We start from the raw sequence: 13280 nt of genomic DNA on the forward strand, positions 1-13280 counted from the left end.
CTCAACCGAATGGCAGGCGGCGGGGCACAGAGCCTGCGCCGCCTCAATGAGCAACAGCATCTAAGGAACCATCATGACCGAACTTTCCGTCAACGACCTGCACCTGGACTACGGTACCGGCGCGCACGCCAATCCCATCCTCAAGGGTGTCTCCATGGAGCTGCAACGCGGCGAAGTGGTGGCCCTGCTGGGTCCCTCCGGCAGCGGCAAGACCACGCTGCTGCGCGCCGTGGCCGGGCTGGAATCGCCCAAGGCCGGCGCCATCGACATCGGCCAGCGCCGCGTCTTCGATGGCGCGCGCAACTTCGAGATGCCGGCTGAAGAGCGCAACCTGGGCCTGGTGTTCCAGTCCTATGCGCTGTGGCCGCACAAGACCGTGGCCGACAACGTCGCCTATGGCCTGAAGCTGCGCAAGACGCCCTCGGGCGAGATCGCCACCCGCGTCAAGGCCGTGCTCGCGCAACTGGGCCTGGGCCATCTGGGCGAACGCTATCCGCACCAGCTCTCCGGCGGCCAGCAGCAGCGCGTGGCCATTGCCCGCGCGCTGGTCTACAACCCGCAGGTGATCCTGCTGGACGAGCCGCTCTCCAACCTCGACGCCAAGCTGCGCGAAGAAGCCCGCGCCTTCCTGCGCGAGCTGATCGTGCGCCTGGGCCTGTCGGCGCTGATGGTGACCCACGACCAGGGCGAGGCCATGGCCATTTCGGACCGCATCCTGCTGCTCAACAATGGCCGCATCGAACAGCAGGGCACGCCGCAGAGCATGTACCAGGCGCCCAATACCCTCTTCACCGCCGAATTCATGGGCAGCAACAACAAGCTGGCCGCCGAAGTGGTCAGCCGCGAAGGCGAGCGCGTCACCGTCAAGCTCGACGGCGGCACCGCCGTGGCGACCCTGCGCGGGCGCAGCGATGTGCGTCCGGGCGAACAGCTCACCAGCATCATCCGCGTCGAGCAGGTGCGCATCTCCGGCCAGGCCAGCGACAACGCCATCCGCCTGCCCCTGTCCACCTGCATGTACCTGGGCGATCGCTGGGAATGCCTGTTCAAGGTCGAGGGCGGCCCTGCCGGCAGCGTCGGCCTGCGCGCCTATGCGCCGCAGCGCCTGGACCAGGGCGAGTACTGGCTGTCCCTGCCCGAGCAGTCGCTGTGGGCATTCTGATTCCGCGCATCTTCCTGCGCTCCTGAAGTCCGGGCGGACGGCCTGCGCCGTCCGTTCCAGCTACCGCGCCGGGTCACCGGCGCATTTCCAAGAAGACGCCGTCCCGGTCCATGCCGGGTCGCGGCGCGCTCAACTTCTGCTTTCAACAAGGAGACCTCAGTGCAAAAGAAACACCTCGCGGCCGCCGTCCTGGCCGCCCTGGCAGCCGCCGGCAGCGCCCAGGCGCAATCCAGCGTCACCATCTACGGCCTCGTCGATACCGGCGTGGAGTACCTCAACAACGCCGGCCCCAACGGCGCCGGCAGCGTCACCCGCATGACCTCGGGTGCGACCAATACCTCGCGTATCGGTTTTCGCGGCACCGAAGACCTGGGCGGCGGCCTGAAGGCCCTCTTCCAGCTGGAAAACGGCTTCAAGCTCGACAACGGCAGCTTCGATGGCGACGCCAACCAGCTCTTCAACCGCCAGTCCACCGTCGGCCTGGAAGGCGGCTTCGGACGCGTGGTGGCGGGCCGTTCCTACTCCACCACCTATGACTTCCTCGGCCCCTTCGATCCCATGGGCTATTCCGCCAACTACTCGTGGGCCACTACTGCGGGCGCGACCGGCAACCGCAAGGATGGCATGCCTACCAGCGTGTCCAACCTGGTGAAGTACCAGGGTGAGTTCAGCGGCGTGAAGATCGGCGCCATGTACGGCTTCGGCGAAGTCGCCGGCGAGACCCGCAACGGCGCCAAGTACGGCGTGGGCCTGGGCTGGGGCACGGGTCCGTTCAGCGTGGTGGCCACCTATGACCGCAACAACAGCGCCAGCACCACCAACACCCCCTACGACCGTGCCACCAGCGCCCACCTGGCCGCAGGCTACCAGCCCAGCGAAGCCTGGAAGTTCAACCTCGGCTATCGCTACTACAAGAAGTCGCTGGCCACCGGTGCTGCCGACCTGCGCAGCGATTTCTTCTGGGGCGGCGCCGCCTACAAGTTCACGCCGGCCATGACCCTGATCGGCGCGATCTACTACCAGAACATCAAGAACGTGGCCAACGACGCCGATCCCATCATGTACTCGCTGCGCCTGAAGTACGCCATGTCCAAGCGCACCGACCTGTACCTGAGCACGGCCTATGCCAAGGCCAAGAACGGCCAACTGGTCGGTCTCTCGCGTGATGATGTGGGCTATGGCAGCAGCCAGTTCGGCATGACGCTGGGCATGCAGCACCGCTTCTGATGTCTTCAGCCGGGGCGGCGGCCAGCGCTGCTCCGGGATAGTCTTGAGCCGTTATTTGCACGGCGCACCGGTCTGCGGACGCGGTGCGCCGTTTTTTTTCGGCGTGCTCAGGGCTTGACCAGCCGCTCCAGCACACTCGCACCGCAGGTGGCGGTGGTGCAGTTGATCATGCTGCTGAACAGGGTGACGGCGACCGTGGCGATAAAGACCGCACACACCAGGATGCGGCCCCACGGCACGCCATGTTTTTCGTCGGTTGCTTCGGCGGTCTGCAGCAACAGCAGGGTGCCAGGATACTCGGCGCTCTTGACGCCCAGCAGGCAGGCGATGATGACGATGGCCGCCAGTGCGAACAAGGCCGCAAACAGGCACACCGGCTGGCTCAGCATGTCCGCCACCGGTTGCATCCACAGCTGGCGCAGGGCGATCAGGCCCGTGAGCAAGGCCCCCAGCAGCGCCACGCCGTAGTGCGCGCTCTTGACGCCCTGGCAGAGATTCTTCATGAAGCCCATCCCGGTGAGGATGATGCCGGTGCGTTGCAGCATGCACAGCTCACACGGCGGCACCCGCAGGTACCATTCCGTATAAAGCAGTGCCAACAGGCAATTGCTCACCACCAGCAGGCACAGGCCATTGAGCACGAGCCCGCCCGGCATGACCGGCTCGCGAGGGGTGAAGACGATGGATCGGTTCACGGCTGCCTCCAGGTCAAAGCGAAATCCAAGGTGGCACGCTCACATAGCGTCCGAACCACCACAAGGTCACCGCCATGGTGGCCAGCCACAGCGTATTGCTGAAGGTTCTCCAGCCCAGTGCAATACCGAGCACAGTCAGGAAGGCGAGAATGAAGGGAAGGTACAGGAACATGGCAAATAGCGTTCGTTCAGAAGTCGATTAGAGTGAAAGCTTTGTTCGCTATCGTAGCCCAGCGACCTCGCCAAACTACCTTGGCAGACATCGTAATAATTCGAGATTCGCTACCTTATTCGCGATATTCTTTCCCGCATGACACTTCTATCCACCGAGGAGACAGCAATGCAGCAACAAGTCAGCCCCAAAGGGAAGCCTGAACACAGGATTGCCCGCGTGGCCGTGGTCGGCACCGGCGTCATCGGCGCCAGCTGGGCCGCTTATTTCCTGGCGCAGGGCCTGGAGGTGAGCGCGGTCGATCCGATGCCGCAGGCCGAAGAGAAGCTGCGCGCAGCCATCGCGCGCCACTGGCCGAGCCTGCAGGCGCTGGGCCTGGCCGAGCACGCCTCCCTGGAGCGCCTGCGCTTTTACGATCAGCTCGAAGCGGCGCTGGAAGGCGCAGACTTCGTGCAAGAGAACGGCCCCGAGCGCGAAGACCTGAAGATCGACCTGTTCCGGCGCATGGATGCAGCATTGCCCGCGCACGTGGTGCTGGCGTCCAGTTCCTCGGGCCTCTTGATGAGCAAGGTGCAGGCAGCCTGCCGTCATCCGCAGCGGGTGGTGCTGGGTCATCCCTTCAATCCGCCGCACCTGATCCCGCTGGTGGAAGTGATCGGCGGCGCGCAGACTGCGCCGGAGGCGGTGCAGACGGCGCTGGATTTCTATACCGCCATCGGCAAGAAGCCCATCCACGTGCGCAAGGAAGTCAAGGGACACATCGCCAACCGCCTGCAGGCCGCGCTCTGGCGCGAAGCCTTCCATCTGGTCGAGCAGGGCGTGGCCAGCACCGAGGACATCGACACGGCCATCGCCTACGGCCCCGGCCTGCGCTGGGCCTTGATGGGGCCTTACCTGAACCTGCACATGTCGGGCGGGGAGGGCGGGATACAGCACTTGCTGGACCACCTGGGCGGGCCGATAGAAAGCTGGTGGGCCGACCTCGGCGCGCCCGCGCTCACCGATGCGCTCAAGGCGACCGTGCGGGCAGGGGTGGAAGAGCAGATGGCCGGCAAGAGCTCCACCGACATCGCCGCCGAGCGCGACCAGTTGCTGGTGCAATTGCTGGCGGCCAAGAGCCGGGCCAGGGTGATACCCTGAAAACTAAGTTTCTTGGGTCTTCTTCTTAACTAGGAAGATCCAGAAAAGTTATAAAAACGGATGTAGTGAATACATTGATATTGCGCCGCTATAGACCGTTCGTACCGAGTAGCGGCGCAGCCGCGTATCGAAGGCGCAAGCGGGGTAGCGTCTTCGATACGCCCCTGCGGGCCTACTCAGTCCGAACGGGGGTGATGGATGTTCTTCCGTCAACGCACCTCACTTGCGCTTGCGCCGCGCCGGCGCCATCTCGCGCATCAGCGCCACGAAGCGCTGCGCTCCCAGCCCCAGCGGCCTGTCCTTGCACCACACCACGTCCACCCACTGGCGCTGCTGGTTGCTGATGTTGTCGAAGTCGATCACCGTCAGCGCGCCAGCCTCGATCTGCGCCTGCACCAGGCTCTGCGGCAGGTAGGCCCAGCCCAGCCCTTCGCGCACCAGCGAGAGCGTGGCCAGGTGGTTGTCGGTGCGCCAGATCTGGCGCGCCAGGAAGAAGCGCGGGTCAGAGACCCTCGCGTCACGGCTGGCCACGGCGATCTGGCGGATGTCGTACAGGTCCTCATAGCGCAGCTTGCGCTTCTTGCGGCGCAAGGCCGGATGGTCCGGCGCGATCACCGCCACCAGCATCTCGCTGCTGAATTCCTGGAAAGCCTCGCGATCATTGCCGGCCGGACGTTCGAACACCAGCGCCAGCTGCGCCGTATCGTCATAGAGCATGCGCATGGCGTCGGCCTGCGGCGAGGACAGCACCTCCACCTCCAGCGAAGGAAATTCCTGAGCCAACACTGCCAGCGGCTTGGCCCAGGGCACGGAGAGCAGTTCCGGCGCCACCGCCAGGGTCAGCTTGCGCTCCAGCCCCTGGTGCATGGCCAGGGCGTGCGCATCGAGCTGGCGCAGGGTGCTGGCCAGCAGGCGCGCATCCGGTTCAAGCGCACGCGCCATGTCGGTGGGACGGGCGTCGCGGGCGGTGCGGTCGAACAGTTGCAGGTCCAGCTCGGCTTCGAGCTGACTGATGGTCATGCTCACCGAGGAGGGCACGCGGCCCAGCTCGCGGGCCGCCGCCGAAAAGGAGCCGCTGTCGAGTACCGCGAGAAACACCCTGACGTTGTCGCTGGAGAAGGCCATGAGGTTTTCACCTATCCATTTACCTATCAATAAAATTGAAAGAAGCTGATTTCTTCTATCAAAAATTAAACCATAGAATGAGGCCATTCCCAAGCCCGCCTTGTCCTGTCAGCAACATCTTGTGGCGGTTGCGGCTTGCCACTTCTTCCGGAGTTCATGATGCAAGGTTTCAAACGCAAACTGGTCTATGCCTGCCTGTTCGAGGCGCTGGCCATCGTCTTCACCACCGTCGGCCTGTCGGTCCTGGGCGGCCACGACAGCGGCCACGCTACCGCGGCTGCCGTGGCGTCCTCGACCATCGCCTTCGTGTGGAATTTCATCTTCAATGGCCTGTTCGAACGCTGGGAGGCGCGCCAGCCCCGGCGCGGCCGCAACTTCGCCCGGCGCGCCGCCCATGCCATCGGTTTTGAGGGCGGGCTGGTGCTGATGCTGGTGCCGCTGTTCGCCTGGTGGCTCGACATCAGCCTGTGGGACGCCTTTGTGCTGGACCTGGGACTGATCGTCTTCTTCATGGTCTACACCTACCTGTTCAACCTGCTGTTCGACCGCGTCTTCGGCCTGCCCAGCTCGGCCATGCCGGCCCCGTCCGGCCAGGCTGCGCAGATGCGCTGAAGGCGGCGGCATTGGTGGCGGCAATGCCCTTACAATAAGGCGCTCTGCCCTCTGCCACCCGCCAGGACCACCATGTACATCCCCGCCCACTTCGCCGACAACGATACCGCCAGCCTGCACCAGCTGATCACCGCCCATCCCTTCGGCGTGCTGGTCTCGCATACCGCCAGCGGCCTGGACGCCAACCATCTGCCCTGTCACCTCGACACCGCGCAGGGCCCCCTGGGTACGCTGCACCTGCACGTGGCGCGCGCCAATGCGCTGTGGCGCGAGCTGGCCGATGGCGACCCGGTGCTGGTGGTCTTTTCGGCGGGCGACGCCTATGTGTCGCCGAGCTGGTATCCCAGCAAGCACGAGGCGCACCGCCAGGTGCCGACCTGGAACTACAGCGTGGCGCACGCCCATGGCCGCGTTACCATCCATGACGACGAGCGCTACCTGCGCGGCGTGGTGGCGCGCCTGACGCGCACCCACGAGGCCGGCGAGGAAAAGCCCTGGAAGATGTCGGACGCGCCCGCCGACTTTACCGATACCCTGCTCAAGGCCATCGTCGGCATCGAGATCGAGATCACGCGCCTGGAAGGCAAGCGCAAGCTCAGCCAGAACAAGGAAGTGCGTGACATCGAGGGCGCCGGCCACACCCTGGTGGCGCGCGGCCATGAGGCGCTGGGCCAGGCCATGCTGGCCGAGGCGCAGCGCAAGCAATCCTGAGGCCGGGTAGAATCCTGCCACGGCGCCGCCATCCGGGAGCGCCGCTCTACAACGAGGTCCAACATGGCTGCACTGGCCCCTTTGTCTACCATTGCCGAGCGCAGCGACTCGCTGGGTTGTTCGGCGCGCAGCCTCAAGCATGATCAGGAGCTGCAGGGCAGCGACTTCAGCTTCTATCGCAAGCGCGTCGAAGGCGAGGAAATCTCCCAGGTCGTCACGCCGGCTTCTGACCGGGGCTTCCTGCTGGGCATCTCGCTGGCCCCGCATCGCCGCAGCATCTTCCGTGGCCGCCAGGGCGCCAAGTTCGAGTTCGCCCCCGGCGCTATCTATACCCGCGATTTCTCCGAAGACTATCGCGCCGACCTGCAAGCGCCCTTCGATTTCCTGCTGGTGGAAATGCCCTTGTGCTGGTTCGCCGCCGCCAGCGATGAGCTGCGCCGCCGCCGTGTCAGCGGCCTGGCCACCGTCACCGGCCAGCATGACCCGGTGCTGCAGCACCTGGCCTATGCGCTCACGCCGGCGCTGGCCAACCAGGACCCCGACAGCCGTCTCTTCATTGATCAGCTTGGCGTGGCGCTGGGCACCCACCTGCTGCATCGCTATGGCGGCGCACCCGCGTCCACCTTGCGTACGGCGCCGCTGTCACGGCTGCACGAAGAGCGCGCCAAGATGATGCTGCTGGAGAAGGTCAAGGGCAATGTCTCCATCCCCGAGATCGCCCGTGAATGCAATATGTCGGCCAGCTATTTCCTGCGCGCCTTCAAGGCCAGCACCGGCCATACACCGCATCAATGGCTCATGGTGCAAAGGGTGGAGATGGCGCAGCAGTACCTGCGCAGCACCCAGCTCACGCTGGCCGAGATCGCGCTGGCCTGCGACTTCTACGACCAGAGCCATTTCAGCCGGGTGTTCTCGCAGGTGGTGGGCAGTACGCCCGGCGCGTGGCGACGCCGCCTGCGCTAGGCAGATCAGGACATCACGGTACGCGCGGCAGGTCGAAACTGAAGAGCGCCCCGTGTGGTTGGGCGGCGGCCACGCGCAGGCGGCCGCGATGGTTTTCGATGATGGAGCGGCAGATCGCCAGTCCCATGCCCATGCCGCTGTCCTTGGTGGTGTAGAAGGCGTCAAAGACGCGCCGCATCGCCTCCGGCGCAATGCCCTCACCACTGTCCTGCACCTTGACCTCGATGCGCTGCTCGTCGCAGCTGCTGGCCGTGATGCTCAGTACCCGGGCATGCTCGGGCATGCTGCTCATGGCTTCGATGGCGTTGACCACCAGGTTCAGCATCACCTGCTGCAGCTGCACCTGGTCACCCAGGACGAAGGCGTCGGCGGGTGTGAGCGAGAGCAGCAGCGACACTTCACGGCGTTCCAGTTCGCTGCGCGAGAGCGTGAGGATGTGGCGGATCACCGCATGCAGGTTGACCCGCTCGCACACCGGCGCGGCGTTGCGCGTGAGGTCGCGCAGGCCGCTGATGATGCCGCCGGCGCGCTGGCCTTCGGCGATGATGTCGCGCAGGCCCGTGCGCGCATGTTCCAGGTCGGGCACGGCCCGGTCCAGCCAGCGCAGGCTGGCGCCGGCATTGGCCACGATGGACATGAGCGGCTGGTTGATCTCGTGGGCGATGGAGGCCGTCAGCTGGCCCACGGTATTGGCCCGCGAGACCCGCTCCATGTCGATCTGGGCGGCGCGGATGGCGTATTCGTTCTGACGCCGCACGGTGATGTCGGTGGCCGTCCCGACGTATTCGGTAAAGGTGCCGTCGCGCCAGATCGGTTTGCCGATGCCCGACAGGTAGCGCACCTCGCCGGTGTCCTGGCGGCAGATGCGGTGCTCCACGCGGATGGTGCCGCCCATGGCCACGGCGGCATTGACGGTCTCGACCACTTCCTGGCGGTCATCAGGATGCATGATGGCCGCGAATTCCTCGTAGGTGATGCAGTTGCGGCCCGGCGCCAGTCCGTAGATGCGGCACAGCTCGTCGGAGCAGTACATCAGGTCTTCGCGCACCAGGTAGCGCATGCTGCCGGTATGGTTGAAGCGCTCGCCCTGCTTCAGCAATTCCTGGCTGGTGCGCAATTCCTTTTCGGCGCAGGTCAGTTGTTCGTTTTCCTGCAGCAGGTGGGCATGCGCCAGGGCGTTGGCGAGGGCGACGGCGGCGTAGTGCGCGAACTGCGCAGCAAAGTCGCGCGCGGCGTCCGGCAGGGCCGTTTGCCATTGCAGATAGAGCGTCCCCAGCGCCTGCTGGCCTTGCATCAGCGGCAGCGCCAGCAGTCCCTGCAGTTCGTCTTCAGTGACTGCCCGGTTGCGCCTGGCGTCGAGGATGCTCTGGTCCTGGCGCAGCGCTTCGGCCTCGATCAGCAGGCCTTCCGGGGTAGTGCGCACCAGCAGGCAATGGCGCGCGCCGGTCACTGCGCAGGCGGCGCGGGCGATGGCGGGCTTGAGCCGCAGTGGGTCGAGCAGCGCCGACAGTTCGCGCAGCGCCTGCAACAGGCGCGTGCTGTCATCGGGGTCGGCAGGGCCGGCGGGCAGGTGCGCAGGGGCGGACAATCGGGGCTCCGGGAGCGGATGGATCAGGCCAGCATTGTGCCGCATTGCCGCCGCTCATGGGCGGCCATACAGCAGGCAGGCCGTCAGCAGCGCCAGCAGGGTATCGGCGTCGACCGGCTTGGCCAGCAACGCGCCGCCCAGTGCGCTGGCACGCTGTTGCTGGCGCGGCGTGACCTGGGCCGAGATGAACAGCAAGGGCAGGTCCGGCCGCGCCAGCGCCAGGCGCTCGGCCAGTTCGAAGCCGCTCATGCAGGCCAGCTGCAGATCGATGATGGCGCACACCGCCACCGGCAGGCAGTCGCTGGCCAGGAACTCTTCCCCGGAAGAAAACCGGCAACTGCGATACCCGGCCGAATCCAGCAGATTGCACAAGGCGGCGCGCACGCCGTGGTCGTCATCGATCACCGCGATGGCGCCATGGGATGACGGCATGTTCTCCCCCCGCTCGTCATGATGGTTGATCAGCGCCCCTCAAGGCTCCTCTGGCGGCGGCGTCCCGGTGATCTTCGGCATGCATTCGCGATGGAACCACGAGGCGGTCAGCGGCTCTCCGGCCAGCTTGCGCCTGACGATGGGCACCACCTGCTCGCCGATGAGCATGCCCAGCAAGCCCAGCAGCGCGATGATGGGCGGCGCCGGCGATTGCACATGCAGGGCGGCGTAGATCAGGCCGGCCAGGATGCCCATCAACAGGGAGATCAGATAGGGTTTCATGCAGGCTTCCTCTTAGCTCAACTCAACTGCCCAGCAGGTGCAGGCTGGCAGCCAGGCGTTCGCCCAGCACCATGCCCAGCAGGCCCACCAGGGCGATGCCCGGCGGGGCCGGCGAGCGCACCCGGAACAAGGCATAGACCACGCCGATCAGGATGCCGGCGCACAATGAAATCAGGTAGGCGGACATGGCCGTTTCCTCGTGACTCGTGACTCGTAACGCGTAACTTGTGAAGCCAGCGCGCCGACCCCGTACGGAACCGGCACGCTGGCAGCTTGGCAGGCCGATGGATTACTTGGCCGGCACCGGCGCCAGGGTCTTCTGGTTGCCGTGCGGACGCTGGTCAGCCTTGTGCACCATGGTGTAGGCGTAGTCCACGCCCATGCCGTAGGCGCCCGAATGTTCGCGCACGATGTCCATGACGGCGCTGTAGGTCTCCTTGCGGGCCCAGTCGCGTTGCCATTCCAGCATCACTTGCTGCCAGGTCACGGGGATTACGCCGGCCTGGATCATGCGCTGCATGGCGTAGTCGTGGGCTTCCTTGGAGGTACCGCCGGAGGCGTCGGCCACCATGTAGATCTCGTAGTCGCCTTCAGCCATGGCGCACAGGGCGAAGCTGTTGTTGCAGACTTCGGTCCACAGGCCCGCCACGACGATCTTCTTCTTGCCATTGGCCTTGAGCGCGTCGCGCACCTTCTGGTCATCCCAGGAGTTCATCGAGGTGCGTTCCAGGATGTCGTGCTCGGGGAAGACCGACAGCAGTTCCGGATAGGTGTAGCCGGAGAAGCCCTGGGTTTCCACGGTGGTGATGACGGTGGGGATGTTGAAGACCTTGGCCGACTTGGCCAGGGCCACGACGTTGTTCTTCAGGGCTTGGCGGTCCATCGACTGCACGCCGAAGGCCATCTGCGGCTGATGATCGATGATGATGAGCTGGCAATTGGTCGGGGTCAGCACGTCGAGCTTGGTATTGGTGGTCATGATGGTTCCGTAGGTGGGATGTGGGGAGACAGGCGCCGGCGCGGCGTTCGGGGAGGGGGCGCCTACCGGCTTGGCAGCGGGAGTCAGGCTGCCGGAGGCGATCATAGGCAAGCGGGCAGGGCGCTGCCATTATCTGTTCGTATAGCTAGACGCTGGCACGGCGTTTTTGCACACTGCCATCACCAATAAAAGCGTATGGGATGATCGTCGCTGCCCGTGCAGCGGCGCGCACCATGTACGCAATACGCCCTCTTCATCGCCGTAATGGCCCTATTCGCCCTATTCCATGCCCGGAGCCTCCATGACGACCGCAGCCAGTGTGACCCCTGACCTGATCCTGTTGAACGGCAAGATCCACACCGTCGACAAGCAAAACCCCATCGCCGAGGCTGTCGCCATCGGCGGCGGCAAATTCCTCGAAGTCGGCAGCGCCGCCGAGGTGATGCGTCTGCAGCAAGTCACCACCAAGGTCATCGACCTGGGCGGCCGCACCGTCATCCCCGGCCTGAACGACTCCCACCTGCACTTGATCCGTGGCGGCCTGAACTACAACCTGGAGCTGCGCTGGGAAGGCGTGCCCTCGCTGGCCGATGCGCTGCGCATGTTGAAGGACCAGGCCGCCCGCACTCCGCATCCGCAATGGGTGCGCGTGGTGGGCGGCTGGACCGAGTTCCAGTTCGCCGAAAAGCGCATGCCCACCCTGGAAGAATTGAACGCCGCCGCGCCCGATACCCCGGTCTTCGTGCTGCACCTGTATGACCGCGCATTGCTCAACCGCGCCGCGCTGCAGGCAGTGGGCTATACCAAGGACACGCCCAACCCGCCGGGCGGCGAGATCGTGCGCGACGCCTCGGGCAACCCGACCGGCATGCTCATCGCCCGTCCCAACGCGATGATCCTGTACGCCACCCTGGCCAAGGGACCGACCCTGCCGCAGGAGTATCAGGTCAATTCCACCCGCCAGTTCATGCGCGAGCTGAACCGCCTGGGCGTGACCAGCGCCATCGACGCCGGCGGCGGTTTCCAGAATTATCCGGACGACTACCAGATCATCAACAAGCTGGCCGCCGATGGCCAGCTGACCATCCGCATCGCCTACAACCTGTTCACCCAGAACAAGGGCGGCGAGCTGGCCGACTTCCAGAAGTGGACCGGCATGGTCAAGCCCGGTGACGGCGACGATTTCCTGCGCCACAACGGCGCCGGCGAGATGCTGGTGTTCTCGGCCGCCGACTTCGAAGACTTCCTGGAGCCGCGCCCGGACCTGGCCGAGGGCATGGAAGAAGAACTGGAGCGCGTGGTGCGCCACCTGGTCTCGAACCGCTGGCCGTTCCGCCTGCACGCCACCTATGACGAATCGATCGCGCGCATGCTGGACGTGTTCGAGAAGGTCAACCGCGACATCCCCTTCGACGGCCTGCACTGGATGTTCGACCACGCCGAGACCATCACCGAGCGCAACATCGAGCGCGTCAAGGCGCTGGGCGGCGGCATCGCCATCCAGCATCGCATGGCCTTCCAGGGCGAATACTTCATCGACCGCTACGGCAGCGAGGCGGCCGAACACACGCCGCCCATCGCCAAGATGCTGGAGATGGGCGTGCCGGTAGGCGCTGGCACCGACGCCACCCGCGTGGCCAGCTACAACCCCTGGACCGCGCTGTACTGGCTGGTCTCGGGCCGCACCGTGGGCGGCGCCAAGCTGTATGGCGCAGCGGGCCGCCTGCCGCGCGAGACTGCGCTGGAACTGTGGACCGCAGGCAGCGCCTGGTTCTCCAGCGAACAGGCCAAGAAGGGTCGCATCCAGGTCGGCCAGCTGGCCGACCTGGCGGTGCTGTCGGCGGACTTCTTCAGCGTGCATGAAGACGAGATCAAGGGCATCGAATCGCTCATGACCGTGGTCGATGGCAAGGTGGTCTATGGGGCCGGCCCGTTCTCGTCGCACGGCCCCGGTGAGATCCCGGTGCTGCCCGAATGGTCGCCGGTGGCCAAGGTGCCGGGTCATTACCGCACCGTCGCCAAGACCGATGCCGCGCGCCAGAAGAAGGCCACGCTGCCGCATGCCTGCGCGGGTTCCTGCGGCGTGCATGGTCACGCGCATGATGTGGCGCGCAAGTCCAGCGTCCCGGTCTCCCACTTCGCCGGCTTCTGGGGCGCGTTGGGGTGCAGCTGCTTTGCGTTCTGACAAGGGG

The 13280-nt window shown here is 65.5% G+C and carries 15 protein-coding genes; 7 read left to right on the plus strand and 8 right to left on the minus strand.

Annotated elements, in window-relative coordinates; translation table 11 throughout:
• The first annotated feature begins 73 nt into the window (after positions 1-73).
• Both BGK68_RS06945 and BGK68_RS06950 read left to right on the plus strand, forming a co-directional pair.
• A complete protein-coding gene (locus BGK68_RS06945) occupies positions 74-1162 on the plus strand; it encodes an ABC transporter ATP-binding protein (RefSeq protein WP_075256475.1) in 1089 nt (362 codons plus the stop codon).
• Between the two features lie 159 nt (positions 1163-1321).
• Positions 1322-2389: a porin gene (locus BGK68_RS06950; protein WP_075256476.1), complete on the plus strand. Its 1068-nt coding sequence runs from the start codon at positions 1322-1324 to the stop codon at positions 2387-2389.
• A gap of 107 nt (positions 2390-2496) precedes the next feature.
• Here BGK68_RS06950 and BGK68_RS06955 read toward each other — a convergent pair whose 3' ends face one another.
• Both BGK68_RS06955 and BGK68_RS27990 read right to left on the minus strand, forming a co-directional pair.
• Positions 2497-3084, minus strand: coding sequence for a disulfide bond formation protein B (locus BGK68_RS06955; RefSeq protein ID WP_075256477.1), 588 nt, complete (start codon positions 3082-3084; stop codon positions 2497-2499).
• Positions 3085-3097: 13 nt separating this feature from the next.
• Positions 3098-3256 carry a hypothetical protein gene (locus tag BGK68_RS27990; protein WP_198937169.1) on the minus strand — a complete coding sequence of 53 codons (159 nt, stop codon included), beginning with the start codon at positions 3254-3256 and terminating at the stop codon, positions 3098-3100.
• Positions 3257-3424: 168 nt separating this feature from the next.
• Here BGK68_RS27990 and BGK68_RS06960 point away from each other — a divergent pair, with 168 nt between their 5' ends.
• A complete protein-coding gene (locus BGK68_RS06960) occupies positions 3425-4396 on the plus strand; it encodes a 3-hydroxyacyl-CoA dehydrogenase NAD-binding domain-containing protein (protein ID WP_075256478.1) in 972 nt (323 codons plus the stop codon).
• A gap of 219 nt (positions 4397-4615) precedes the next feature.
• Here the strand turns inward: BGK68_RS06960 and BGK68_RS06965 are convergent, their stop codons facing one another.
• On the minus strand, positions 4616-5521 hold the full coding sequence (locus BGK68_RS06965; protein WP_075256479.1) for a LysR family transcriptional regulator: 906 nt from the start codon (positions 5519-5521) through the stop codon (positions 4616-4618).
• A gap of 159 nt (positions 5522-5680) precedes the next feature.
• Between BGK68_RS06965 and BGK68_RS06970 the strand changes: the two genes are divergently transcribed.
• The 3 genes from BGK68_RS06970 to BGK68_RS06980 all read left to right on the plus strand — a co-directional run bounded on the left by BGK68_RS06970 (position 5681) and on the right by BGK68_RS06980 (position 7807).
• Entirely contained in the window at positions 5681-6133 is a 453-nt protein-coding gene (locus BGK68_RS06970; RefSeq protein WP_075256480.1) for a PACE efflux transporter, read from the plus strand.
• 72 nt (positions 6134-6205) lie between these two features.
• Positions 6206-6844, plus strand: a complete 639-nt coding sequence (locus BGK68_RS06975; RefSeq protein ID WP_075256481.1) for an FMN-binding negative transcriptional regulator — start codon at positions 6206-6208, stop codon at positions 6842-6844.
• A 63-nt stretch (positions 6845-6907) separates the two neighbouring features.
• Positions 6908-7807: a helix-turn-helix domain-containing protein gene (locus BGK68_RS06980; RefSeq protein ID WP_075256482.1), complete on the plus strand. Its 900-nt coding sequence runs from the start codon at positions 6908-6910 to the stop codon at positions 7805-7807.
• A 13-nt stretch (positions 7808-7820) separates the two neighbouring features.
• Here the strand turns inward: BGK68_RS06980 and BGK68_RS06985 are convergent, their stop codons facing one another.
• From BGK68_RS06985 to BGK68_RS07005, 5 genes are all read right to left on the minus strand, one after another.
• On the minus strand, positions 7821-9395 hold the full coding sequence (locus tag BGK68_RS06985) for a sensor histidine kinase (RefSeq protein ID WP_198937170.1): 1575 nt from the start codon (positions 9393-9395) through the stop codon (positions 7821-7823).
• 54 nt (positions 9396-9449) lie between these two features.
• Entirely contained in the window at positions 9450-9827 is a 378-nt protein-coding gene (locus BGK68_RS06990; protein ID WP_075256483.1) for a response regulator, read from the minus strand.
• Positions 9828-9866: 39 nt separating this feature from the next.
• Complete coding sequence (locus BGK68_RS06995; protein ID WP_075256484.1) at positions 9867-10109, minus strand: DUF1427 family protein; 243 nt, start codon at positions 10107-10109, stop codon at positions 9867-9869.
• Between the two features lie 22 nt (positions 10110-10131).
• A complete protein-coding gene (locus tag BGK68_RS07000; protein ID WP_013236440.1) occupies positions 10132-10296 on the minus strand; it encodes a DUF1427 family protein in 165 nt (54 codons plus the stop codon).
• A gap of 102 nt (positions 10297-10398) precedes the next feature.
• The gene (locus tag BGK68_RS07005) at positions 10399-11088 is read right to left on the minus strand and encodes a hydrolase (RefSeq protein ID WP_013236439.1); all 690 of its coding nucleotides are present in this window, start codon (positions 11086-11088) and stop codon (positions 10399-10401) included.
• Positions 11089-11389: 301 nt separating this feature from the next.
• On the opposite strand from BGK68_RS07005, the gene BGK68_RS07010 reads away from it, so the two are divergent.
• Complete coding sequence (locus BGK68_RS07010) at positions 11390-13273, plus strand: amidohydrolase (protein ID WP_075256485.1); 1884 nt, start codon at positions 11390-11392, stop codon at positions 13271-13273.
• Positions 13274-13280: the final 7 nt, after the last annotated feature.

The organism is Herbaspirillum camelliae (assembly GCF_001929405.1).
Lineage (GTDB): Bacteria > Pseudomonadota > Gammaproteobacteria > Burkholderiales > Burkholderiaceae_D > Herbaspirillum > Herbaspirillum seropedicae.

Excerpts from the sequence above, each read along its gene's own strand:
- BGK68_RS06945 (WP_075256475.1), top strand. The coding sequence starts at position 74 with ATGACCGAACTTTCCGTCAACGACCTGCACCTGGACTACGGTACCGGC.
- BGK68_RS27990 (WP_198937169.1), bottom strand. The coding sequence starts at position 3,256 with ATGTTCCTGTACCTTCCCTTCATTCTCGCCTTCCTGACTGTGCTCGGT.
- BGK68_RS06960 (WP_075256478.1), top strand. The coding sequence starts at position 3,425 with ATGCAGCAACAAGTCAGCCCCAAAGGGAAGCCTGAACACAGGATTGCC.
- BGK68_RS06965 (WP_075256479.1), bottom strand. The coding sequence starts at position 5,521 with ATGGCCTTCTCCAGCGACAACGTCAGGGTGTTTCTCGCGGTACTCGAC.
- BGK68_RS06970 (WP_075256480.1), top strand. The coding sequence starts at position 5,681 with ATGCAAGGTTTCAAACGCAAACTGGTCTATGCCTGCCTGTTCGAGGCG.
- BGK68_RS06975 (WP_075256481.1), top strand. The coding sequence starts at position 6,206 with ATGTACATCCCCGCCCACTTCGCCGACAACGATACCGCCAGCCTGCAC.
- BGK68_RS06980 (WP_075256482.1), top strand. The coding sequence starts at position 6,908 with ATGGCTGCACTGGCCCCTTTGTCTACCATTGCCGAGCGCAGCGACTCG.
- BGK68_RS06990 (WP_075256483.1), bottom strand. The coding sequence starts at position 9,827 with ATGCCGTCATCCCATGGCGCCATCGCGGTGATCGATGACGACCACGGC.
- BGK68_RS06995 (WP_075256484.1), bottom strand. The coding sequence starts at position 10,109 with ATGAAACCCTATCTGATCTCCCTGTTGATGGGCATCCTGGCCGGCCTG.
- BGK68_RS07000 (WP_013236440.1), bottom strand. The coding sequence starts at position 10,296 with ATGTCCGCCTACCTGATTTCATTGTGCGCCGGCATCCTGATCGGCGTG.
- BGK68_RS07005 (WP_013236439.1), bottom strand. The coding sequence starts at position 11,088 with ATGACCACCAATACCAAGCTCGACGTGCTGACCCCGACCAATTGCCAG.
- BGK68_RS07010 (WP_075256485.1), top strand. The coding sequence starts at position 11,390 with ATGACGACCGCAGCCAGTGTGACCCCTGACCTGATCCTGTTGAACGGC.